General features: G+C 36.0%; 18 protein-coding genes. 12 read left to right on the top strand and 6 right to left on the bottom strand.

The annotated features are described in order from the left end of the window. Nucleotides 1–15: 15 nt before the first annotated feature. The 6 genes from E0H94_RS12130 (at nucleotide 16) to E0H94_RS12105 (ending at nucleotide 12,133) form a co-directional block, all read left to right on the top strand. Nucleotides 16–7,143 carry an Ig-like domain-containing protein gene (locus E0H94_RS12130; RefSeq protein ID WP_131326759.1) on the top strand — a complete coding sequence of 2,376 codons (7,128 nt, stop codon included), beginning with the start codon at nucleotides 16–18 and terminating at the stop codon, nucleotides 7,141–7,143. 413 nt (nucleotides 7,144–7,556) lie between these two features. Next, nucleotides 7,557–7,829 carry a hypothetical protein gene (locus E0H94_RS12125; protein ID WP_131326758.1) on the top strand — a complete coding sequence of 91 codons (273 nt, stop codon included), beginning with the start codon at nucleotides 7,557–7,559 and terminating at the stop codon, nucleotides 7,827–7,829. Between the two features lies 1 nt (nucleotide 7,830). Next, a complete protein-coding gene (gene hxsB / locus E0H94_RS12120; RefSeq protein ID WP_104489961.1) occupies nucleotides 7,831–9,252 on the top strand; it encodes a His-Xaa-Ser system radical SAM maturase HxsB in 1,422 nt (473 codons plus the stop codon). A gap of 5 nt (nucleotides 9,253–9,257) precedes the next feature. Next, nucleotides 9,258–10,454 carry a His-Xaa-Ser system radical SAM maturase HxsC gene (hxsC, locus tag E0H94_RS12115; RefSeq protein WP_131326757.1) on the top strand — a complete coding sequence of 399 codons (1,197 nt, stop codon included), beginning with the start codon at nucleotides 9,258–9,260 and terminating at the stop codon, nucleotides 10,452–10,454. Between the two features lie 45 nt (nucleotides 10,455–10,499). Beyond that, the gene (gene hxsA, locus E0H94_RS12110; RefSeq protein ID WP_131326756.1) at nucleotides 10,500–11,162 is read left to right on the top strand and encodes a His-Xaa-Ser repeat protein HxsA; all 663 of its coding nucleotides are present in this window, start codon (nucleotides 10,500–10,502) and stop codon (nucleotides 11,160–11,162) included. 77 nt (nucleotides 11,163–11,239) lie between these two features. Then, nucleotides 11,240–12,133, top strand: coding sequence for a hypothetical protein (locus E0H94_RS12105; protein ID WP_227548608.1), 894 nt, complete (start codon nucleotides 11,240–11,242; stop codon nucleotides 12,131–12,133). Nucleotides 12,134–12,158: 25 nt separating this feature from the next. Here the strand turns inward: E0H94_RS12105 and E0H94_RS12100 are convergent, their stop codons facing one another. From E0H94_RS12100 to E0H94_RS12080, 5 genes are all read right to left on the bottom strand, one after another. Further along, complete coding sequence (locus tag E0H94_RS12100; protein WP_131326754.1) at nucleotides 12,159–14,117, bottom strand: TniQ family protein; 1,959 nt, start codon at nucleotides 14,115–14,117, stop codon at nucleotides 12,159–12,161. An 8-nt stretch (nucleotides 14,118–14,125) separates the two neighbouring features. Then, the gene (locus tag E0H94_RS12095; RefSeq protein ID WP_131326753.1) at nucleotides 14,126–15,070 is read right to left on the bottom strand and encodes a TniB family NTP-binding protein; all 945 of its coding nucleotides are present in this window, start codon (nucleotides 15,068–15,070) and stop codon (nucleotides 14,126–14,128) included. Beyond that, the gene (locus E0H94_RS12090; protein ID WP_131326752.1) at nucleotides 15,057–16,937 is read right to left on the bottom strand and encodes a Mu transposase C-terminal domain-containing protein; all 1,881 of its coding nucleotides are present in this window, start codon (nucleotides 16,935–16,937) and stop codon (nucleotides 15,057–15,059) included. The genes E0H94_RS12095 and E0H94_RS12090 overlap by 14 nt, the downstream gene beginning before the upstream one ends. Before the next feature lies 1 nt (nucleotide 16,938). Next, nucleotides 16,939–17,643, bottom strand: a complete 705-nt coding sequence (locus E0H94_RS12085; protein WP_131326751.1) for a hypothetical protein — start codon at nucleotides 17,641–17,643, stop codon at nucleotides 16,939–16,941. A 237-nt stretch (nucleotides 17,644–17,880) separates the two neighbouring features. Further along, complete coding sequence (locus E0H94_RS12080; RefSeq protein WP_131326750.1) at nucleotides 17,881–18,147, bottom strand: hypothetical protein; 267 nt, start codon at nucleotides 18,145–18,147, stop codon at nucleotides 17,881–17,883. Nucleotides 18,148–18,294: 147 nt separating this feature from the next. Between E0H94_RS12080 and E0H94_RS12075 the strand changes: the two genes are divergently transcribed. Further along, nucleotides 18,295–19,152: a hypothetical protein gene (locus E0H94_RS12075; protein WP_227548607.1), complete on the top strand. Its 858-nt coding sequence runs from the start codon at nucleotides 18,295–18,297 to the stop codon at nucleotides 19,150–19,152. Nucleotides 19,153–19,206: 54 nt separating this feature from the next. On the opposite strand, the gene E0H94_RS12070 is transcribed toward E0H94_RS12075, so the two are convergent. Then, complete coding sequence (locus tag E0H94_RS12070; RefSeq protein ID WP_131326748.1) at nucleotides 19,207–19,449, bottom strand: transposase; 243 nt, start codon at nucleotides 19,447–19,449, stop codon at nucleotides 19,207–19,209. Between the two features lie 117 nt (nucleotides 19,450–19,566). Between E0H94_RS12070 and E0H94_RS12065 the strand changes: the two genes are divergently transcribed. From E0H94_RS12065 to E0H94_RS12045, 5 genes are all read left to right on the top strand, one after another. After that, on the top strand, nucleotides 19,567–19,791 hold the full coding sequence (locus tag E0H94_RS12065; RefSeq protein WP_131326747.1) for a helix-turn-helix domain-containing protein: 225 nt from the start codon (nucleotides 19,567–19,569) through the stop codon (nucleotides 19,789–19,791). Nucleotides 19,792–19,977: 186 nt separating this feature from the next. Beyond that, nucleotides 19,978–21,042, top strand: coding sequence for a DNA cytosine methyltransferase (locus tag E0H94_RS12060; protein WP_131326746.1), 1,065 nt, complete (start codon nucleotides 19,978–19,980; stop codon nucleotides 21,040–21,042). After that, on the top strand, nucleotides 21,042–22,109 hold the full coding sequence (locus tag E0H94_RS12055; protein ID WP_131326745.1) for a hypothetical protein: 1,068 nt from the start codon (nucleotides 21,042–21,044) through the stop codon (nucleotides 22,107–22,109). The genes E0H94_RS12060 and E0H94_RS12055 overlap by 1 nt, the downstream gene beginning before the upstream one ends. Then, on the top strand, nucleotides 22,102–23,931 hold the full coding sequence (locus E0H94_RS12050; RefSeq protein WP_131326744.1) for a hypothetical protein: 1,830 nt from the start codon (nucleotides 22,102–22,104) through the stop codon (nucleotides 23,929–23,931). Before E0H94_RS12055 ends, E0H94_RS12050 begins: the two co-directional genes overlap by 8 nt. Further along, the gene (locus E0H94_RS12045; RefSeq protein ID WP_131326743.1) at nucleotides 23,924–24,877 is read left to right on the top strand and encodes a hypothetical protein; all 954 of its coding nucleotides are present in this window, start codon (nucleotides 23,924–23,926) and stop codon (nucleotides 24,875–24,877) included. Before E0H94_RS12050 ends, E0H94_RS12045 begins: the two co-directional genes overlap by 8 nt. Nucleotides 24,878–24,965 lie beyond the last annotated feature (88 nt).

The raw sequence follows: 24,965 nt of genomic DNA, 5'->3' as shown, positions 1-24,965 counted from the left end.
AAAAGGACAAATAAAATGCCAAATCAAACAGTCACTATAAAATTACATGATGCGAAAACCATTATTTCGGCTTTGCAAGTTACTAAAACTCACGATCAGCCTGTGACGATTCAGGCGCAAAAGGGCATTAATTACGAGTTGATTGATGATGCAACTCAATTTGCGCCAGAAAATATCAAAATTCAACGTGTAGGTAATGATCTATATATCGGTTTTGAAGATGATGGTGTTAACGCACTTGATCCTGATCTGATTATTCAAGGTTATTACGGAACTGATGGGACTACGACCAATCTGCTTATTGGTCTGCATGAAAATGGTAGTTATTACGCTTATGTACCTGAAACAGGTGCACAGCAGCATGCGGTCAGTATGCTGGCTGATCAAGTGAGTGTTGGGCAAGCCTTGGGCGGAGAGCCTTTAACTTCGGCATCCTATGAGTTTAACCCGTATTGGTTACTGGCTTTAATTCCTCTGGTTGGTTTAGCTGCGGCTGGAGGAGGAGGTGGCGGTGGCGGGACACCCTCCCCATCTGCGGATAAACCAGATGTGGTGGCTTTAAATGGTGGTGTAGTTACAGTTAAACCAGGTTCAAATAATGTTAAACAAGTGATTACTTATACTGATGAATCTAATAATGCCGTGACCTTAACGGCATCAAAGGGTTCGGATGGTAAATGGAGCTTAGACACAACACCAACAGGGGTAAGTATTGATTCATCAACAGGCTTAGTGACGATCGGGATGGATGCCGTGAAAGATGGCAGTATAGTGACTTCTACGGGCACTAACTCTAGCAATAATACGGCTACTGATAGCGATACAGCGAAGATAGATGATAGCACCCCAACTTCAGCAGATGCACCTGATGTTGTGGCGCTGGTTGGGGGGGCAGTTACAGTCACGCCTGGTGCAGATAATGTCAAGGAGGTGATTAGCTATACGGATGAATCTAATAACGCCGTGACTTTAACAGCAAGCAAAGGTGCAAGCGGAACTTGGAGTTTAGATAGCACACCAATTGGCGTGAGTATTAATCCTGCAACGGGTGTTGTGACCATAGGAATAGAAGCTGTAAAAGATGGTAGTGTTGTTACTGCTGTGGGTTCAGATCAATTCGACAATACTGCGAGCGATAGTGATACCGCACGTTTAGATGTTACAAGCTACACCGTGACCTTTGATTCGATCACCACGGATACTGGCAGCTCCAACAGTGACTTCATCACCAATGACAATACCTTGTTGTTTAAAGGTACCATCGATCTGTCTGATGGCAATACTTTAAGCGTGAAAGTCGGCAGCAGCACTTACCTTGCCACAGACCCACGTTTAACGGTTGATGGTTCAGGCAACTGGACTTTAGACCTGACTGGCACGACCTTGCTTGATGGAACCTATGCGGTTGTGGCAACAGTGACCGATAGTGCAGGCAACAGTAAAAGTACTACCACCCAGAATGTAGTGATTGATACCCAGATCGATACGGATAACGACGGTCAAACCGTGAGCTTCGACTCGATCACCGATGATACTGGTACCGCAGACGACTTCATCACCAATGACAACAGCCTGCTGTTTAAAGGCACAGTCGATCTGGGGGATGGCAACAGCCTCAGTGTAACGGTAGGTGCGACCACCTACACCACTGCCGATCCACGCCTCACAATCGATGGTTCAGGCAACTGGACCCTAGACCTGACTGACACCACCTTGCTTGATGGAACCTATGCAGTGGTGGCTATGGTCACCGATACAGCAGGAAATATCGCCAGCAGCACCAGCCAGAACGTGGTGATTGATACAAAAGTGGATAAGGATGGTGATGGGGATATTGTAACCTTCGACTCGATCACCAATGACACTGGCAGTTCCAACAGTGACTTCATCACCAATGACAATACCTTGCTGTTTAAAGGCACGGTCGATTTGGATGATGGCAACAGCCTCAGTGTAACGGTAGGTACGACCACCTACACCACCGCCGATCCACGCCTCACAATCGATGGTTTAGGCAACTGGACGCTGGATTTAACGGGTTCAGCATTACTCGATGGTAGCTATACGGTAGTGGCAACAGTGACCAATACAATGGGGAATACTGGTAATTCAATTAGTAGAAATCTGGTGATTGATACCCAGATCGATACGGATAACGACGGTCAAACCGTGAGCTTCGACTCGATCACCGATGATACTGGTACCGCAGACGACTTCATCACCAATGACAACAGCCTGCTGTTTAAAGGCACGGTCGATCTGGGGGATGGCAACAGCCTCAGTGTAAAAGTCGGCAGCACCACTTACGTCGCTACAGACCCACGCCTCACAGTTGATGGTTCAGGCAACTGGACCTTAGACCTGACAGGCACGACCTTGGCCGATGCGACCTATGCAGTGGTGGCYACGGTCACAGATACAGCAGGGAATACCGCCAGCAGCACCAGCCAGAACGTGGTGATTGATACCCAGATCGACACGGACAACGACGGTCAAACCGTCACTTTCGACTCAATCACCAATGACACTGGCAGTTCCAACAGTGACTTCATCACCAATGACAATACCTTGCTGTTTAAAGGCACGGTCGATCTGGTTGATGGTAATAGCCTCAGTGTAAAAGTCGGCAGCACCACTTACCTCGCTACAGACCCACGCCTCACAGTTGATGGTTCAGGCAACTGGACGCTAGATCTGACAGGCACCACCTTGGCCGATGCGACCTATGCAGTGGTGGCTACGGTCACAGATACAGCAGGGAATACCGCCAGCAGCACCAGCCAGAACGTGGTGATTGATACCCAGATCGACACGGACAACGACGGTCAAACCGTCACTTTCGACTCAATCACCGATGATACTGGTACCGCAGACGACTTCATCACCAATGACAACAGCCTGTTGTTTAAAGGCACGGTCGATCTGGGGGATGGCAACAGCCTTAGTGTAACGGTAGGTGCGACCACCTATACTACAGCCGATCCACGCCTCACAGTTGATGGTTCAGGCAACTGGACGCTAGATCTGACAGGCACCACCTTGGCCGATGCGACCTATGCAGTGGTGGCTACAGTCACAGATACAGCAGGGAATACCGCCAGCAGCACCAGCCAGAACGTGGTGATTGATACCAAGATCGACACGGACAACGACGGTCAAACCGTTACTTTCGACTCAATCACCAATGACACTGGCAGTTCCAACAGTGACTTCATCACCAATGACAATACCTTGTTGTTTAAAGGCACGGTCGATCTGGCTGATGGCAACAGCCTTAGTGTAACGGTAGGTGCGACCACCTACACCACCGCCGATTCACGCCTCACAGTTGATGGTTCAGGCAACTGGACCTTAGACCTGACAGGCACCACCTTGGCCGATGCGACCTATGCGGTGGTGGCTACGGTCACAGATACAGCAGGGAATACTGCTAGTAGTAATCAAGATGTGGTTATTGATACTGTAGCTGATGCACCAGATGTGATTGCAGTGTCGGGTGGTTCTGTCGGTATTGTACCTGGTACTGATAATATTCAGCAGGTTATCACTTACACCAATGAACTCGATGTCAATATAACTTTAACTGCGACTAAAGCATCTGATGGGACATGGACTCTAGATACAATCCCATCAAATGTTAGTATCAACAGTACAACTGGTGTCGTCAGTCTAGGCCGTGATGCAGTAAAAGATGGTAGTCTTGTCACTTCTATTGGTACAGACTCGTTGGGTAATACAGCTCAAGACAGTGGTACAGCATACTCAGATGATTTGACACCAAGTACTGCAGATCAGCCCGATGTGGTTGCATTGGATGATGGTTCAGTCACTGTGACTCCAGGCGCAGATAATGTCCATCAAGACATTACTTTTACAGATGAAAATAATAATTCACAAATAGTGACAGTATTACAAGCACCAGATGGTACATGGTACTTTGATGATCCAGCTCCAACGGGTGTAAGTTTAAATACAATTACTGGTGTGGTTACCATTGGACAAGATGCTGTTAAAGATGGAAGCATCGTTACTTCGTCTGGTTTTGATGTTTCTTCCAATTTTGCAATCGATAGTGATACTGCCAAAGGAGATGTAGTCACTATTACTGTCTCAGAAGAAGGGCTTGCAGGTGCAAATGCCGACGCAGTGGGTAATCCTGTGGATACAACCAATTCGGCGTCTATTACTGGAACTTTAAATCTTGGTAATTTGACTAATGTGGCTGTAACTGGTCCATCGGGTATCACGTCTGAGGGGCAGCCAGTGACTTGGAATGGTTCGATTACGGCTGGCGTTTATACATTAACAGGAACAGCAGGAGGAAAAGAGGTCGCGGTACTTACACTTTCAACTTCTGGGGCTTACACCTTTACCTTGAAACAACCGCTAGACCACTCAATCGGTTCACTTGAAAACATTTTAGGTCTTGGTTTTACCATTGCTTCTACTGATGCTGTTGGAACAACCAATTCAACTTTAGTCATTAATGTTGAAGATGATTCACCAATTGCCGCACCTAATACCATACATAATGTCGATGTCCAACCTGCGGCTATAGAAGGAGATTTAGTTGTAAGTTATGGCGCAGATCATGGTCATGTACAAAGTATCTCGGTTGATGGTTATACACTAACCTATTCATCTATAACCGATTCAATTTCCGCTTCTGGAACTGCGGGTTCAATTACCTATAGCTTTAATGCTGTAAATGATGAGTTAACCATCAATAAAGGTACGGGTGAAGTTCTGGTTGTAGATATGTTGACGGGGCATTACAGTTATTCTTCATTAGCGATAACAACTGCAGCTCAAGCACCAATTGTGGGCATTAATAAATCAGCCAGTCTGTTAGGGCTGGTAAATGCAGAGGCTTTAGACTTGATTGGGATTGGTACCAACCAACTTTTAACGGCGGTTGATCCGAATAACGATATTAAATCTGTTGTAGTCAATGCGGGTGCTGCCATTAGTATTGGGGTCTTAAATTACTATAAATTAGATTGGTCTGCTGAGATGGCGGCAGAGTTTGGAATAAAGGTTGTAGAAGAGAATGATATTATCAATTTACTGCTAGTAACGACGCAGTCCTATTCTAAACTCACCATTACATCGCTAGATGGTGGACCAATTGATAACTTTAAATTGAATGAGTTTTTAGCAACTGTTTACGTTCATCAATATGGTGTGGATTTAGTATCGTTAGGTCTAGCACCGACAATTTCTATTTCTGCAACAGATAGTCAACCAGTGACATCAACCACCTCTTATACTGATTTGCTTGGTGTAAGTTTATTAGATCCGAGTAACGACCCTGCAGGCGTGGTAGAGGGTACGAGTGGTACAAATACGCTCAACGGCACCAATGGTGATGATCGTTTATACGGCTATGCAGGCAATGATAATTTAACGGGTAACCAAGGGAATGATTTACTTCGTGGTGGGGCTGGTAACGATACTTTAAGTGGCGGTGCTGGTAACGATATTTTAAGTGGTGGTACAGGAAATGACACACTGACAGGTGGCTCAGGCAATGACACCTTCCTTTGGGAGAAAGGTGATCAGGGGACTGTTGTAGCACCAGCCGTAGATACCATTATTGACTTTTCTAAGCAACTTGTTGCGGGTGGAGGGGATATTCTGGATTTACGTGGCTTATTGGTCGGTGAATTGGCGAAGGGGACAAGTATTGGAAACTTGGCAAATTATTTATACTTTGTCTTTGATGGCACCAATACAATTCTTTATATCAGTACTGCGGGTACGCTTTCGGCTGCAACACCTGCAACAACTTCCGATCAGCACATTACATTTAGCAATGTAGATTTAGTGGGTAGTTATACCACTCAACAAGAGATTATTTCGAATTTACTTAAAAATGGAAACCTCTTGGTAGATCAGGCAACCACGAACACGGACTTAAATGGTTCCTCATCTTTTGATGTGGTGATTGTGGATAATGATGGTGATACTGCTTCAACCAATATCACCTTTGACTCAACTTCACCATCGACTTCAACACAACCGAATGTAGCACCGATTGCACAGGCTACCGATGCGACTTTACTGGGCTTAATTGGTGTAGATGCGCTTGGCATCATTGACTTGAATCAACAGGCTTTTATTGCTGTCGATCAAAACCAAAACTTGCGTTCGGTAGAAGTAAAATTTAATGGTCTACTTACAGTGAATTTGGGAAGTCTTAGTTTCTCTGCTTCAGCTCAATTAGCAGCAGATTTGGGACTCGAAATTCATATTAACAATACATCGGGGATATTGGGTGTTGTAGGAGCAACATCAACAATAACCATTACAGCGGCAGATGGTGGAAATATCGATAATTTAGCTGTGAATGAATTATTAGCCACGATTCAGCTCAATTCCGATGTAAATTTACTGAGTTTGGTTGCAGGTTTGAATGTGAGTGCCTTGGGTAGTTTTACTGTGACAGCAACTGATAGTTACGGTGCAACAGATTCAGACAGTTTCTCGTCATTGCTGAATGCTCAGGTGCTACAGAACTTGTTAGGGGCTGGAGGTAATCCTGATATTATTCAAGGAACTTCTGCAAACGATACATTAAATAATAGTGCATCAGGCACCATTCATGAGCGTCTTTATGGTTACGATGGAGATGATACGCTAAATGGTAGTTCTGGAAATGACTTAATCCGTGGTGGGGCAGGAAATGACACCTTAAATGGTGGTGACGGCAATGACCTACTGATTGATGGGAATGGTGCGGATACCTTCAATGCAGGTAATGGCAATGACGTAATCGTTATTTCAGGAACTGGCTTTGTTTCTATTGATGGTGGTGTAGGTACAGATACTTTAACGCTATTGGGTGGCATAGATTTAGATTTAACGACATCGAATAATATTACCAACATTGAACGTATCGATTTGGGTAATGGTGCAGAAGGTTCGAAATTAACCTTGACTGCCGCTGATGTTCTTGAAGTTACTGGATCAAATACACTGCAAATTTTTGGAGATTCGCATGATCAGGTACAAATGATCGGTGCAATTAAAGGCATAGAATCTACCATTAATGGTGTAACGATGACGCAATATACGCTCGGTGCAAACACAGTATTTGTGGATAATGACATTGTGAATGGAATGGGTGTGATCGTCCTGTAATTAATTAGTAATTTATCTAGATTGACTTAAATTACATAATGAACCTCTTCGATTTATCGGGGAGGTTTTCTTTATTGAGTTTGAACGATTAAAGTTACAACTATCTAATGTAAAAAATCCCGCCATTAAGGCGGGATTTTTGAGGCGTCATGCGACACATAAGTTGTCATTGGGTAAAATAGAAAATCATATACTTAGGCATCATCAGTGAAACTTAATGACAACTTTTGCGACACATAAGCTGTCATTATTAGGATTTCGCGACACATAAGCTGTCATTACGTAAAAAACAGTTTTTGATTCGGACCTTAATTACACAATAATGAAATGTTCTTTATACCTTGCATCAAAATACAAATACATAAGGTATTATTAGAAAATTAGATAAGAATTATCATTCTTGGGGGGGAGAAATGAGTCAAAAATTAATTCAGTTTGGTTTTGATATTCATGTTGAGATGTCATTAGATGAAATCATACAGGCATTGAGATTTTGCCCAATTACATACGAGGTAGAACGATTAGATTCTCAACATTTCTTTTTTAAAGTTGAAGATTCGTATCAAAAAAATTTAATTCTTAATTTCTTAAATGATTTTAAATTACGTAAAGAGTTAAATAAGCAAGTTAGTCCTCAACAAAAGTCTTTTGTTGATGCAATTATTTTAGCAAGTATAAGTAAATAAAATGATTTTTAAAAATGTGGAATTAATGCCATTTAACTTTAAACGAATGGCAGATGAGAATTATCTCATAACAAGTGTTACGGGCGATTTTGAGTTTATTTCTCAGGATAATTTAAAAAAAATTATTGCTAAAGATGAATCATTAGATATGGATATCTATCTCAAATTGAAATCCAAATTTTTTCTGATGAGTCAAAATGCTATTGGTTCAAAGCGAGCTTTAACTTCAAGGTTACATGCAAAAAAATCAACAATTTTAGAAGGAACTTCGCTCCATATTATTGTTGTGACGATTCAATGTATGCACTCATGTTCTTACTGCCAAGTCAGTCGCCAACAAGCAGGAGATGAGTTCACTATTTCCAGAAAAGATTTACTCTTGGCCTGCGATACTATCTTTGAAAGTACATCAGATACTTTAACAGTTGAGTTCCAAGGGGGGGATCCTCTAATCAAATATGATTTAGTAAAATTTGCTATTGAATACATTACTGAAAAAAACAAAGAGCACAATAGATCTATTCGTTTTGTGGTAACTACAACATTGCACCAGTTAACTTCTGAAATGTGTTTATTTTTCAAAGAACATCAAGTGGTATTGTCTACAAGTATTGATGGTCTTGAAGACTTACATAATAAGAATAGACCGATTGCTAATCGAGATGCTTATGAAAGAACTATTGAAGGCTTAGAGCTAGCACGTCAAGAATTAGGCCAAGACTCAGTTTCTGCATTAATGACGACTACACGTAAAAGCTTGAATTATCCTAGTGAGATTGTAGATGCATATGTTCAATTAGGATTTAAGGATATTTTTATTCGTGGTTTGAGTGATTATGGATTTGCTAAGAAGAACTCAAAGCGACTTGCCCCAACTCACGCTGAGTTCTTAGATTTTTATGAGAAAGCATTGGAACGTGTCATTCATTGGAATGATAGAGGATATGAACTAATAGAAGTTCATTCAGCAATTTTATTAAACAAAATCCTTTCTCCATTTGATCAAGGTTATATTGATCTCCAAAGTCCATCCGGTGCTGGACTAGGGTGTATTGTCTATAACTATGATGGATACGTATACCCTAGTGATGAATCTCGTATGCTAAAAGAAACAGGGGATACTTCTTTACGCTTAGGTAAAATTGGTGAACCTTTATCTCAATTGTTAAACTCTGATCTACAAAGAAATATCATTACTTCGAGTTTAAATTTTGCTGATCCGAGTTGTAGTCAATGTGCTTATCTACCGTATTGTGGGCCGGATCCTATCAGTGCCTATAACGAGTTTAAAACGATGACTCCACCAACACATTTAACCAGTCATTGTAAGCGTTATATGGGTTTGTTCGATTGGATATTTAACAAATACCAAAATTCTGACAAGTTTAGAAAGTTAGCAAACCAGTGGGCCTTTAGTAAGTAGATAAGATGAGAAAAATAAAGTTAGACTCAGTCACAAAACATACCCCCCAAATCTTTAGGGTACTTAATCTTGATAACTTGGATGTAGAGTGGTTACCTAATCAATCTATTCTAGTGCCAGTTACTAATGTCCAGGAAGTTGAAATCTTTGATCGATATATTCAGGCCGGGCTAGATAATCTTTACCCAATTTATAGCTCAGACTTACTCGACAGGGTTGGTGTAAACAATCTTTTTATTCCAGAACAACAAGCACTAAAATCAAATGATGTAGTTACTATTGACCCATTTAAAAAGAATTTAAGTGTACTTTTGAGAGCAAGTGATACGCACCATACTTTATTCTTAACCAACAGATGCAATAACTACTGCATCATGTGCTCTCAACCACCAACCAAGCATGATGATTCATGGTTAGTACAACAAGCATTAGAAATTATTGATCATCTCAGCTATGAACCGATGAATATTGGTTTAACGGGTGGCGAGCCATTACTACTAGATGAACAGTTAAGACTAATCATCGATACCATTCATAATAAATTTCCTTCAACCAAGATTGATGTATTAACGAATGGTCGTTTATTTAGTACCCCGCAGATAGCGGAATCAGTGTTATCTAATCTTAAAACCAAAGTGAATTGGCTTGTCCCACTATATGGTCATGCAGATCTTTTACATGATTTTGTGGTGCAGCAGCATTCAGCTTTTGAAGAAACATTAGAAGGTCTCTATGTTCTTCAATATTATGAACAACCTATACAGTTAAGGATTGTTTTGGTTAAGCCTGTATTAGAAAATTTAATTGATCTATGCACCTACATACGTACTAATCTCCCGTTTGTAAATGAGGTTGCTCTGATTGGGTGTGAACCTATCGGTTTTGCACTTGCTAATAAGGAACTTAGTCAAGTTGATATTAAAGATTGGTGGGATCAACTAAATGTGGCGGTAGATTTGTTGTTAAGCACTAAAACTCGATTGGTTTTGATGAATATTCCACTATGTTGTTTGCCTCAAAGCTTATGGCCATATGCAGCAAAAAGTATCTCTGATTGGAAAAATACATATGATGATGTATGTAATAGTTGTGAAATTAAAGCTGATTGTTGTGGGCTATTTAACTGGTATAAATCTGGATGGATGCCATCTACATTATCTCCAATAAAACTTGTTGAAATTATGAACACTAAAAATGCATAATATATTTATTAATAAATAATTTATTGTTTTTGGGGCGATAATAACTTGAGTAAATTCATAAAGTCTCTGGCTCTTTTTGCTGTATCAGCTCCTATCATTCATAACAAAACAGAAGCAATGGCGAATGTGACTGTTGATTCTTATGATAACTTAGAGCCAGTATCAATTCGTCCTCTCAACTATGAGTACGAAAATCTGTTTGCTGCCCATCGAAGTCATTCCAGTCATCGTAGCCATTCAAGTCATTCGAGTCATTATTCTGGTTCAGGTTATTCGGGTTATTCAAGCTCAAAACTCCCCACCTATTCGGTACCGACTTATAAGGCACCAAGTACAAGTAGTTCATATGCTGGGACTACTTCAACAGCGAAAAAAAGCTCAAATATAACGGTAAAAACGTATAGTAATGTTCCTACGCGAACAGATACCACATCTAACCCTTTTTATGGTAACTCTGCTTCAGTTAATGCTGGAGCAACTGAAGACCCAGTATTGGCTCGTGTGCTACAGGTGAAACGTGTACAAATGTCTCTACTACGACTCGGTTATTATTCTGGAAAAATTGATGGTGATTTAGGTAAAAACACAAGAAAAGCTATTGCAAATTATCAAGTTGATAAGGCATTGACAGTTAATGGTCGAATGACTACAGAATTATTAAATAGTCTAGGAATGCCTGCGATTAATTTTGTTGAAGATTTAAATTAAGGGTCTGAGTTTAAGTCCAGATAATATAAATAATGTCAGAATTCATTAAGTTTTTATTCTTGAAATTAGAGTGGCTAATGGGGTTTAGTGGCCTATTAACCAAATTTATTATAGGTTTTGGTGTTTTTTTAATACTCATGTACTTTATGTACATAGGGTATTTTCCTACAGACTTATCTTTAGGCGATGGGCTTTTATTCTTTTTAATAACTATAAAATTCCTATTTGTTTATTTTGTTTTCATAAGCTCACACTATGCTCTAGGCAGTCTTCTGTTAGGAGTTTTTCGATTTTTAAAAAAAATATTTAGATTTATTTTATTGTTAAGAAAAAATTTTTCACAAAAAATAATTGATTTATTTTTTAAAAAAATTGAGTTAAAGGACTTTTTAAATAAATCAGGTAGATTTTTTTTTGAAATTCTTCTTTCACTGATCGGTGTTTTATTTCTTATAGCATTCTATAAGAATCAGATTCTAAATTTATTAATAATGATTCTATTGAGTTTAATTGTTAAGTTCTCTATAGATAAGTTTTTAAAGGAATATCGAGATAATATTGGGAGTGCGAGTCCTGATGAAATAGAAGCTAAAAACCGTAGGCTTCTGATTATGTTACTTTATATAGCTATAATACCTAGTATTGTTTACCTGATATATGTGGATAAAAATAAAAATTTCTTCATAAGCCAAACCTTAGAATCAGTAAGGGAAGATGAAAAGAATAGCCTGATTTTTATTAAAAAGGGATTTAAAGACTTTTTTCCTGAATCAAAACATGGTGAGGAAAAGGGTGAATATATTGAGATAAAAGGAAGTGAAATCCTTTTAAAAGGGGTTGGAAAGAATGCCCTAATGCAATATATCACTAAAATCAAAGATCGAAATGGAAATGAAGTTAAAATAAAAGTTAAAGTTGAGGTTCCTAATGAAGCGCTTCTTATTGTAAGAAGATCCCAACATAAGGATTAGATGGGATCTAAAGAACATCATTAAATTACTGTATTACAAACTTTAAGACTTCAACTTTCTTGAAAAGCCTTACTTTCTTTTCAGTGTCTCCTAAATAATAAGGTTTTATAAGTCCTTGATTTTGTAAATTAGTAATATGCGAGTGAGGTAAACCTAGTAGTGCACTAGCTTCTGCACCAGTAACGAAATCCTCTTTAAGCTTCAATACTTCAGCTAGTTCATTTTTTCTGATTAGCTTCCAATAAACTAAATCTTCAATATGTAAGAATCCTGTTTCACACCAATATTTTTTCATCCAGTTAATGGGACAATTTAACAGCTTTGCTGCATCTAGATAGGGAAGATAATCTTCGCTATTGAGTTTATTCTTAATATTTAACAGTGAATTAGCTTTGATTTGGACTAATAGAGGATTGTTCTTATCTTTGCTAAGAATTCCTTTTTGGACAAGTATCGCAACTTTATTGGGGCTAATTTCTAAAAGTGTAGCTGCATCTCTTAGAGAGTAATAATTCAAACTGATAGTTTTAGATTCTAACTGATCTTTTCGTCTCCCTGTGCGTGTTTGATAGTGTTGAATCATCTCTAAGTCATTTGGATTAATATCTTGAACATCTTTTTTTAAAAAAATATTAATTGGTGTCGAATCAATATGAGGTCCATGAATGGGAGTTATGCCTATTGATTCTAATTTCTCCACAAAATTTGTAGGATTCACTCTAAACTGTTTAGTTAATGGTGCAACTAGCATGTATTTTCTATTGAATTCATCAAGTCTTTTCTTGGAGTATTTTTTAGGATCATATGCATCTGGATAGTCTTCTTTTGAATTAAACCAACCGTAATTTGCAAGTTTACGAGCAGTTTCATAATTGATTTCTAAAATTTTAGAAATCTCTTTTAGGTCAATGTAGTCATTACAGAGAGTTATTGTATTTGGTGAATCTAGTGTAGGTTTATCCTTGTTTATTAAGCCCATAAGAAAGCGCTCGATATCTATGCTCGATATATTTCCATGATAAAACTCTTTTTTCCCAAGCCTTAAATAGTCGCTTTCAATCAATTTCTCAAGTTCAAAACGAGAAACCTTCAAAATACGTTTTATCTGATAATTTTTAAGTTTTTTAGAAATACTTTTTTCGCTAATTTTGTATTCACCAGTATTTCTTTCAACGATTTTAATGTGCTTCTTGAAAAATTTTTCATACTTTAAAAACGGTATTAACTGTATTTTAGGATGTGAGTAATTGATTCTAGAGTTAATAAGAGCACTGAGTTTGAGTGCTGAAAGTTCCGGATTATGAAAATATTCATAGACAGAAAGGAAAACTTTTAAATCAGTGTTAGATCCATCGAACTTAAAGAATTCATTAAAAGCATTCCAGCAAGCTGAAAACTCTTTGAATAATTTGTTGGAGTTGAAATTTAGAATATCGATAAACCAAGAAATAGTTTCAATAGATTTTGCATCTCTAACTGGTGCCTTATCCAATCTAAAACCACAACAAGCACAGTTTTGAATACCTGTTTTTGATGTAATTGAATTCTCACAATTTGGACAAGAGTCAATTAAAAGGCATGAATGAATCGGGCATGCATAAATTGGTTTGAGCATCCATAATTTTTTCAAATACGCATTTTCTTCAAGACAAATAGGGCAGTAGCGTATACTCTCTAATTCAAACAACTCGTGAGGTACTTCAATAGCACCTATTGTTCTAGGAGATCTATTTGTGGGGCCTGACCGTTCAAAGGCTAGCCAAGCATAATCACTATCTATATTCAAGGCACTTAAAATTAAGTTAAATCGCACTTTGTCTGCAAGATGATAATTGAGTGATTCCTTAATGATGGAGTGATAGTTTTCTTTGCCGATTAAATTAAAAATTGAGCTATGCGCATTAAGTTTAGTGGTTCTTAGTAGGAAGCTGATGGGTGATTCATCTTCATAAGGGATTGCTTGTATTAAAAGAGAATTTTGCATAATTATGTTTATTTCATGAATGATATGATTTGAGAAATATTCATTTCGAAAGGATTTTTACTTTGCTTGCTTATGTATAAAGTGATTCCTAATTTCCAGGCATAACTGAAGTCACTAGAGTTAATGACTTGCCGACCATCGTTTAAAGCATGCGTAATACTTTCTCTAATTAGGCTCATGATGTATGAGTGATAGCCTTTCGTAGCTAATTGAATTTGCATGCCTACAAGTTGGCTATCTAGTGCTGGCATGAAGGAGATATTTTGCCTATTGAGAGTTCTTGAAACCTCAGCGAGAAATGCAAACATACTTCCACCCTGTGATGGATCAACAGTTAATGGGTTTAGTTGGTAGATGAATGGAAATCTACGCGCAATTTGGCTATCAATTTGAAGTAGTGGTACGAACTCTGGTAAACCTACTAAACAAAAACTGATCCCAGTTCTATTCACTAAGGTTTTAAGCCAATTGCCTGTAGTCCGATTCATTCTTGTAGACGTCGGTTTACGCTCAAATAAATGATGGAACTCATCTAAAAATATGAGCTTAGTTTCGCATTGAGCTAGTAAATGAATGAGCCTACTTGTTAGATACTCGGTAGTGCCGTATCCATTTTCACAAGTAATATCTCCCAGTTCTTTGAGCATCATTATGGCTAATGACTTCACGGTGGCAGGTGAGGGTACTTCGACATAACATACAGGGATAATAAATTTTTTATGATCCTTTTCTATTTTTTCTGAACGTGGCATCAAGCTTAAGATTGCTTTGCACAAGGTTGTTTTTCCTAGTCCTCCCTCTGCCAGCAGCATGCTTCCAACAGGTTCACTATAGGAAATACTTCTTGTGACACAATCTTGTATACCCGTAAAAGCTGTCATAAATTCATTGGAAGTAATGACAATATTGTTAATAAATCGGATTCGTTCAAATCGATTTTCAAATTTTTCCATGTTTAAATATCTCCAAAGAACCAAACTGATCAGTTGGAGTAGCTGTATTTATAGTGGAAATAGGTTGTTCAGAAATATCCTTTTCCTTTGAAAACAGTTGTTCTTCGACCCTTTGCAGTTGCTTAGGAAGTTCTAGTGTAAGTGGTTTTAACCTTGGCTTTTTTCTCACAAGATTGGTTTGAATTTCGTGCATAAGTTTGTATAGATAATATAAATCGGACAATGGACCGATTTTTTTTCTATCTAGTTGTGATTGATTTTTTTTAAGTTTTTGAACCTCTAAATGTGTTACACGGGTTAATCCAAATGTATAGTCTTGATTGGTTGAGTCTGCTTGAATGACGACATCTTTATTGCTGGGATCAATGATAAAAACTTCATTCAAGTTTAAGTCATCAATAAGCACGATGACAGTCTTTATACCTTGTGCCTGTAGTGTTGTGAGTGCATGTGAAAAATAACTAATATTATCTACACGGACTTGACCATGATTGATATTTCGTTCGACTGGTCTACGACAGAGGATTTTGGCATCTATTTCTGTTAGAAAACTAGGCTGAATATCTTCAATAGCATCTTGCCACATGATGATGGGTGAGCGTCCTGTCGTATGGTGGATAGATTGGTGATAGACCTCATTAATCCATCTGTTTATATATTCTCTTAGTTGCTCCAAAGTTAATTGTGCACTTTTACTGGAATTATATTCACCTCTTTCAGTTGGATTTGAGAAGGTTGTGCCAGGCAGTTTTTGAAGAATTCCATGTGTTAGTGTGCTAAAAAAACGTTCAATGTGTGGTTTGTTGTTAGGCGTACCAACTTGAGACGGAGTTAAAGTGATTTTTAGTTGTTCACAAACTCTTTCGAGAGCATTATTTTTAAACTCCACACCATTATCTGGAATGATTATGCTTGGAATTCCTCCTGGTAGCTTTTGGTTTGGCCGAGTAATCATATCTTTTATGACTTCTAATGTTGTTGCAGCACTAGGTGGGTACATATTGATATAAGTTCCAACAATTGTTCTTGAATAAACGTCAATTGCACATGCGAGAAAAGGTCGCCCTAAAGCTGTTTTTGTTTTCGGGTCGATAACAATAATGTCGAGGTAGTGCGTATCAATTTCGACCATGTACATAGCAAAAGGACTAATAATACTTTTACCCGCTGCTTGAAATTTTTTCTTTGCTATTCGAGAGCCTTTCTTTACTTTCAGTTCAATAAATGGATCTAACTTTTTGATATATCGCTGAATGCACCTGCGTGTTGGTAAATTGTCTAATGGGATGCCTTGCTCCATGAACTGACCAAGCATATGAGCTTGAACATCTTTGCTGCTTCTGTATTCAGGTTTCAGATATACCTCATCAATAGCTTGATTTAGGATTTGATAAATTTCAGGACTGAACCGCAAATTAAAATTGCCTTTAGATTTATGCTTTAAGCTGAGTTTATTATCCAAAGAAAACTTATATTGAGTTATCCATCTTGCAACAGTGCGGCTGGAAGGGGGCTTTGGATCTTTAATTTGAGCGGAAATTTTTGGAATTAAATCTGAAAGTAAATGGTCACTTGTTGGGTATTCTAATAGTTGTAATGCACTTATTACATAGCGTTCTCTTCGATGAATCTCAGCACTATGTTTGGGATTAATGATTAGTTTATCTGGTGCGAATACACATAGAATTTCACCTGATATATAGCAGCTTTCAAACTCGTTAGAGTGTATTGAAAATGATTTTCCTCCTGCAATGGCTGCATATCGTATAGCATTATGGGTTACAGAGCCGATTTCAAAAATATAATCGGGATGTTCTTTAAAATAAAAACGAAAACCTGGCTGTGGAATAAAAAGAGCATTTTCCATGTTAATAGGCCTCACTTATTTCTTGTTTGACTGGGCTAATCTTTATTCTTTGATGAAAAAATAAATAATCTGCTAGTTCTTGTCTGAGACCTATTGATTCAAGTGCTTTATAGACTTGAGCTGAGTTATTAAATTCTTTGAGTGTTAATTGGTCTATTGCGTAATTGATTTCAACGTTATTCCACTTAAATCTATGTCCTCTTTGATACCAAAAAAGCAGCTGAGAAATCTCTGATTCATTGGGTAAATCAGTGTGATCTATTATCTTAAAAATAATATCAATTGAATGCAGTAGATCAGAAAGTATTGCAAAGCGGTTCAAGTCATCTATTGATAATGATGCTACAGATGGTTTGACTTCGTGGATCTCATAATTACCTTGTTTCGTTTGAACCAAAAAATCTGGAAAACAATATTGTTCATTGAGCAGCAAAATTTTTAATGCTTGCGAGCGATAATTTAAGATATTTGGATCTTGTTCTAATGAAATTGCATGAGCAAGTTCAAGTCGGCTTTCTAATGGTATTGCTCCACAACATTTTTCACTCGGGAATAGGGAGGTTCGACGACCAAATGCTCCTTGGTGGATTTTACGTTGTCCATGAATTGTAGCTGCTACATTTGCTGTTGATTCAAAGGCAATCCTAATTTGTTCCAAGATATTTATTTGAGTATCAGTTTTTGAAAAAACTGTTTTATAAGACATATCTGTTCATCCAGAAGTAATTCTATTCTCAATAAATATTTGAGAATGAGTTAATCTGTACTACTCCGATGGAATAGCACTTACTTGACTGGTGACGATATAGAGAAGATACTATGATTCTCAGGTCTTTATATTCTTCTATATAAAGTCACGAACGGATCCTATTTAGGGTCCGTTTTTTATTGAGTTTTTCTAACTTTTCATAATCACTCCAAGGTCATTTTGAGTATTAAGAATTTAGTGGTTATCTTGAGAATCTATAATTGAGTTTCTTTGATTTGCTAGCCATGTAGCAACATCCTTTACTAAGGCATATTTGCCACGACGATTGAGGATACTAAAAACAGGAACTGGGACTGTTTTACGTGTTAAAGCTTGTCGAAAGGCTTCTGTAGATTTGTAGCCTAATGCGATACGTAGTACATCATCTCTCATTAGAGGGCCGTAACGGTCAAATAACTCTTTTTCAATTGTAGATGCATCGACTATGGGATGGATTTCCATTGAGTTCCTGGTAGTACGTTGTCACAACAAAAGCTTATACTTAGGTCTATATGTGTACAAGTTGAATAAATTACTAAACTTTTTCCGGAAATATTTTTTTAAATAATTGATATTTAACAAGTTGATTTGAATTTTGTGGATTGTGTTTTGAAAAACGAAAATATTAGAAAAGTTAGAGTTAATAAAAGGGATGCAATTGATCAAATACGGGTTGCACTATGGTATTCGCACTTACAGCATGGTTTAGATGCACAACTACCATCTGAAATAGCAAAAATGATTGAGCCTGATAAAATTAGAGTAGTGAATGGGTGTGTAACTGATAATGATCGGAAATGGAGAAACTATAAGAATGGTTTAAATGTTCCTCATCCAAAACTTATAGATAAAGCTGAAGCAGTCGTACAAGGTAGCTCATTAATAATTAATCATGTACTTTGGCGAGCCATGAAAAATTCAATAAATTTAAATTTACTTTTAAAAGATGGTATTGGAAAACTGTCGTGGGAAGTTCAAAGGATACTTTATAAATCCAGTAAATATAATTGTGATAGAAAGTTAGTTGAGAGTTTATCGTCTAAAAAACTGATGCAGCTGGAGCGATTAGCTAGCTTGGATGCTTTAGCTGCACTGGTAATTTTTTATCGAATGGGAGTCGAGGACACTAGTAGCATTGTCGATATCAGTCGAGCTATTTATCGAACCTTACTTATTATTTGCATGAAAAAATCATATTCAAATTTTAGTGAAAGCTTAATTTTATTGATGCATTCCCAAGTGTTTTCTTTAGTGGACCCTAAGGAATCAATATTAGGCGATAGCTTCAAAGAAGATTTTCTAATGGATCTACAAATATTAATGACTCAATTTTCAAAGATGGACAGTGAAAAATTGATTACTAATACTTGGAAAAAAGACGTTAGGATCTCATCTGATTTTTTAGAAAAGGTCAGGTTTCATAATCTTTTTGAAGAATTGACTCTCATGAGAGCAGATACTATCTAAGATACTTCTAATGTAAAATACTTGGTAGACATTCGATATTTGGGTGAGATCGCCTTACATTTCCAGGCGCTTAGACAATCTTTCTTCAGCATACATTTGTTTGAGAGCCAAATTTTCTTGTTCCAATTTATCTAAGCGAATAAGAATTTGCTCATTGATATCCATATAGTTTGCTTTCCAACGATAGAACGTTGCAACACTGATTTTGTACTCTTCGCAAATCTGTTCAACAGTTGCACCTGCTAAATTCTTTTTAACAATACTGTTGATTTGAGCTATAGAAAATTTTTGCTTCACAGTGAATTCCTAAACTATCGTCCATTGATTATCCAAATGAAAAAATCAGTAAACAGATAGGGTTAAATTAAAAATATCCTATTTTGGGATATTTTTAATTGTAACTGATATTGAGCCATGCGCTCAATACACGATCCTAGGTATCAAGACCTAATTAAGAAACTTATAGAACTTCGTGAGTCTAAAAATGTGACTCAGGTTGAGCTTGCTCGTCGTCTGGAAAAGCCCCAATCGTATGTTTCTAAAGTTGAAATATTGGAAAGAAGACTTGATGTGATTGAGTTAATGGATTGGTTAAGAGCTCTGGAACAAGAATTTTTAAAATTTATTGAAAAATTATAAAAAAGCATTAATTTTTTTCGTTAAACAAGTATGATTGAAATATAAATAATCATATATATTACAGTTTTACTATCTTAAAACAAATATATAACTTCAAACTACAAGTGAACAAGAGAAATTATATTTGCTATTTAAAGTAATGGTTAAATGTTAAAATTGAAAAATCTAGATTAAATTTAAATTTTTATGATTGGGCTTGACTTATTTTCAGGCGCTGGTGGAATGTCACTAGGTGCCATTCAGTGTGGGATTGATGTTAAATACGCTATAGAAATTGATAAAGAAATAGCTTTAACTTTTCAAAATAATCATCCTAATGTAAATGTTGTAACTAAAGATATTTGTGATGTCGATACTAAAATTTTAGGAGGTTTAACAAATCGTACTCAACCTTTAATTATTTTTGGTGGTCCTCCATGCCAAGGTTTTTCTACCTCTAATCAAAGAAATAGAAATAGAGAGAATGGAAAAAATTGGCTTTTTAAAGAATATTTGAGATTAGTAGAAGAATTGCTTCCAGAATGGATCATTTTTGAAAATGTAAAAGGAATTCTAGAAACTGAGAAGGGAATTTTTTTAGATTTTATTACTAATGGTTTTAAAAAAATAGGATATGTAACACATACTTTTGTCCTAAATGCAGCAGATTATGGAGTTCCTCAAGTTAGGAATAGATTATTTGTAGTTGCTTCTTTAAATGGTCGAAAAGAATTTAGTATACCTAAGAAAAGAGTAGAAAAAATTAGTGTTTTGGAAGCATTGAAAGATCTTCCATTCGTTGAAAATGGAAATTCAGCATTCCAAATGGACTATTCTTGTTCACCTTGTTCAAAATATGCGGCATTGATGAGAAGTAATTGTAAAGCAAGCTACAATAATTTAGTTACCCGTAATGCACCTCATATAATTGAACGTTATACTCATATTCCTCAAGGTGGGAATTGGCAAGATATACCCAAAAAATTAATGGATAACTATAAAGATGTTTCACGGTGCCACACAGGAATTTATAGAAGGCTAAAAGATTCAGAACCCTCTGTGGTAATAGGGAATTTTAGAAAAAATATGTTAATTCATCCTTGGTATGATCGAGGATTATCAGTTAGAGAAGCAGCGCGATTACAATCTTTCCCTGATAATTTTATATTCAGTGGAACTATAGGCTCTCAACAACAACAGGTTGGCAATGCCGTTCCTCCTTTATTAGCAAAAGCAATCTTTGAACAAGTGATGAAATCTGAGTATCAATAATGTCAAATTTCCTATTACCTCTAGAGAAAGAGCTGCAAGATTTAGCAGCTAACAAAAGTGATGCTTTTCCGAGAATGCCTGGGAATTACTTTACTCAATACAATGAACTTGTTAATCAGTTACGATTAAACTATTACCCTAAAATTGATGCAGGATTATCTGCAAATTCTCCAGATCATAGTTTTTATACTGCACATAATTCTGAGCATTTTGATGAAGTTGTTAGATATGCTGGTGAACTTGTATATAAAAGTAATACCCCTGAAGATTTTAAGTTACGGCCTTATGAAATATATGCGTTATTAGTTGCAATAAGAGTACACGATGCAGGTAATATTTTTGGGAGAGAAGAGCATGAAAAAAAATGTTTTCAAGTCTTAATAAATTGTAATGCTGGAGGAAGCGATAATGTTGAAAAGAAGAAAATTGCTAGTATCGCACAGGCTCATGGTGGTAGAAGTGCAGTAGGTGATAAAGATACTATTGGAGCATTGGACGAAAAAAATTCTATAGGAACTATCACTATTAGGCCTCGTTTACTTGCTGCTTTAGTCCGATTCGCTGATGAAATATGTGAGAATAGCGGTAGAGCCACAGATCTAAGTGCTATACCAGACCAAAGTAAAATTTATCATGCATATGCTGGGACAATTACAGCAAATAGTTTTGATGGAAAGTGGGTAAATCTTGAATTTATGATTCCACAAAAACTTGCAACCGAAACTTTAAACTCATATTCATTTAAAATTATCAAAGATGCTGAAGGCAACGAGATTAAAGAAGAAGAAATAATTGAAGTGTATTTATTGGATATAATTTTCGATAGATTGGAAAAAATGGATAGAGAAAGAAAATACTGTAATCGTTTTATGAAAGAAGTTGTATATATTGAAGGTATTAGGGCAAAAATTGTAATAGTAGATAAGCATTTAGATATTATTAAAACTTTAAATCCTATTGAATTGACAGAACAGGGTTATCCGGATGAAAAGGCAATATTAAAGTCTTACCGAGAACGATTTAATGGTCAAACTATTTCTCAGGAGTTACTAATTAAAGATGAATAAGAAAATATCAGAAATTGAGAAAAATCCATTTTCAGTTTCAACTCCAGAAAATTTATCGGCTCAAGAAATTGTAAGATTATTTGTTGCTTATCCAGAGTTCGAAACATTACAAAATAGTGGTCATCAATTCCTCGATGGTCATCGTGGTAGTGGAAAAAGTATGATGTTACGAATGATGTGTCCAGATTGTCAGGCCATTATTCATAATGGGATAGATAATATTCCTTATTTTTCGGTTTATATTTCTATTAAAAAAACAAATATTAATAATCCTGAATATGTAAGAATTGAAAATGAACTAGGTGGAATAGTCATATCTGAACATTTGCTTAGTTTAATTTTTATTTCTGAGTTGTTTTTAAGCTTAAAAAATTTTATTTCTCAAAAAAATTCAAAAGATAATAAAAAAGAAGATTTAATTAATTTTATAAACAAAGATTTTTATCAAATATTAATTATGTCAGGCTGGGAAGGGGAAATAAAAGTCAATAATAGCCTATCTGTGCAAGAAATTTATGGTGAGGCTATTGGCGTTTTAGATTTGATCTATGCTAAAACAATGCAATATATAAAAAGAAGAGCTTTTATAAAAGATGATATTCCATATACAGGAGTTCTATTTGGTTTTCAAGATACTTTACTTCCCTTAATTAAGTTGTTGAGAAATTATCATATATTACCAAACGAAAAAATTTATTTTCTAATTGATGATGCAGATAATTTAACTTTACAGCAGACACAAATTTTAAATACATGGGTTTCTTATAGATCAACAGACTATATTTCTCTAAAAATATCTACGCAATTAAATTATAAAACATTTAAAACTGTGTCTGGAATATCTATTCAGTCTCCACATGATTTTTCAAAAATCCAATTTACATCAATACTTACAGGATCGAAAAAAGTACGCTATCCGGATCTAATAAAAAAAATAGTTGAAAAGAGACTAGATTTGTATGGCTTAAATAGTATTAGTGCTGACGAATTTTTTCCTGTTGATGACAAGCAAGAGAAAGCTATCAAGCAGATTGGTGAGGAATTAAAAGAAAAATGGGCTACAGATGGTCGAGGTTTTAGGGCAAATGATGATGCTTACAGATATGCTAGACCTGAATATATTCGACAATTATCTGGCAATTCAAAACAGGGCCATAGATATAGTTATTCTGGATTTGAGCAACTTGTACATATATCATCTGGAATAGTAAGATTTTTTCTAGAACCAGCTGCATACATGTTTGCAGAACAAATTGAAAAAAATAATGATAATAAACTTGTTAGTTTTATTGAGCCTTCTATTCAAGATGAAGTTATTAGAAAAGAGGCTAAAAAATTAGCTTTTGATAGTATGGATGAGATTGCAAGTGATAATCATTCATTAACAGATAATGAAGATCATTTAGTAAAGGTGAAAAAACTTCAAAATCTGATTTGGGGGTTGGGAGAAATATTTAAAGCTCATATTATGGATCCTAATGCATCACAAAGAAGATTATTTTCTTTTACCATAAGTGGGGATTCTACTAGCTTAAAACCAATTCTAAAGTTAGGTATAGAGCATGGATATTTTTATACTGACGTCCGCGGTTCTAGGGATGGTTTGGGTACTGAAGTTAAGTACGTTTTAACTAGAAGGTTAGCAGCGGCTTTTAATCTAGATCCTATAGGATTTTCAGGTGATAAGTCCTTATCTGCAAATAAGTTATTAGAGTTATGTGTTAATCCTAAAACATATACATCTAAACTTAGGAAGATAGGGATAGATGCGCTAGAAGAAAATGGTCAAATTTCTTTTTTTGAAGGTGATAATCTTGAATAAAATCCCATTGCATGAGTTGCAAAATATATTAAAGACTAATCAAGGCATATTTATACAAGGTATAGGTTTCGATAAACGTTGTCTCACAATATTGCAAAATATTACTATCTCTCAATTTAGTACAGTCATTGGTATTCAAAATTTACATTCAAAATCAAAGAAATTAGAGCATGAATCTAAGTTTTTGGAACTTGCCGGCAAGAAAGCCCTAATAGTCGGTGAAAATAGTAGAAATGTAATTGATATAGTTGATAATTTGTCAGATCAATTTTCTCAAATAGATCTAAGTGATAAGGAAATATTTTTTGATATTACTTCTCTTTCACATGAAATTTTAGTCGTAGTAGTTGGTTTATTAAATGAATTGGATTTATTAAAAAATACCAATTTTCTCTATACCCAAGCCAACCAATATGGAGAGTGGCTTAGTAAAGGTGTAAACGAAATTCGGTCCATTTTAGGATTTTCAGGTTTAATGTATCCTTCTAAAAAGTTACATTTAATTATCTTACTTGGATTTGAGTTGGAGAGAGCTGAATCAGTAATTAAATCTTTCGAACCTGCTAGATTAACTTTAGGAATTGGTAAAAAAGATCAATCTGTTTCAAATGAGATTTTTAATATAAATAATAAAACTAAGAATAAGATTGAAGATTTAATATTTTCATCAGGTTTAGATATTGAAAATATTGATAATATGGAGTTTTCTTGTCTAGATCCTTACTTAACTGAGAATGGATTACTAAATTATATAAACAGGTTAGATAATCGTGATGAATATAATATTGTTATTGTACCTTTAAATAATAAAATATCCACGTTAGGTGTAGCCTTAGCATGTTTGAAAAATCAAGATTTACAAATTTCTTATGCTGAAGCAGAAGAATATAACTATGAAAATTATGCTGTTAGTAACGATTTGATTTCTTTTTTTAAATTGATTTAAAAATATACTAATTATATATTTTTGAATCTAAAGCTAATTGACTAAATGAAAAACCGCCATTAATGGCGGTTTTTCAATGACAACTTAT

Source organism: Acinetobacter sp. ANC 4173, assembly GCF_004331255.1.
In the GTDB taxonomy this organism is placed as follows: domain Bacteria; phylum Pseudomonadota; class Gammaproteobacteria; order Pseudomonadales; family Moraxellaceae; genus Acinetobacter.
Note: the sequence above shows the minus strand (reverse complement) of the source record. Positions and strands in the feature narration are given on the sequence as shown.